The 320-nt window shown below is 75.0% G+C and carries 1 pseudogene; it reads left to right on the top strand.

Annotated features, from left to right (window positions below):
* Positions 1-320 (top strand): annotated as a pseudogene (locus tag JHD82_RS30105) (N-acetylmuramoyl-L-alanine amidase); the annotation flags it as partial.

The following is a 320-nucleotide window of genomic DNA, read 5'->3' as shown; positions in this document are numbered from 1 at the left end:
CCCCCCCCCCCCCCCCCCCCCCCCCCCCCCCCCCCCCCCCCCCCCCCCCCCCCCCCCCCCCCCCCCCCCCCCCCCCCCCCCCCCCCCCCCCCCCCCCCCCCCCCCCCCCCCCCCCTTTTTTACTGATCCGGCGACCACCGAGATCTACACTGTTCGCATTTCGTCGGCAGCGTCAGATGTGTATAAGAGACAGGTTCATCAGCATCCACGCCGACGCCTTCACCACGCCGGCCGCGCGTGGTGCCAGCGTCTTTGCGCTCAGCGACAAGGGCGCCTCCAGCACGGCCGCGCGCTGGCTGGCCAACAAGGAAAACCAGTCC

This window comes from Delftia sp. ASV31 (assembly GCF_016428765.1).
GTDB classification, from domain to species: Bacteria; Pseudomonadota; Gammaproteobacteria; order Burkholderiales; family Burkholderiaceae_C; genus Comamonas; species Comamonas acidovorans.
The sequence above is the reverse complement of the archived record's forward strand: the minus strand, read 5'-3'. Positions and strand labels throughout refer to the sequence as shown.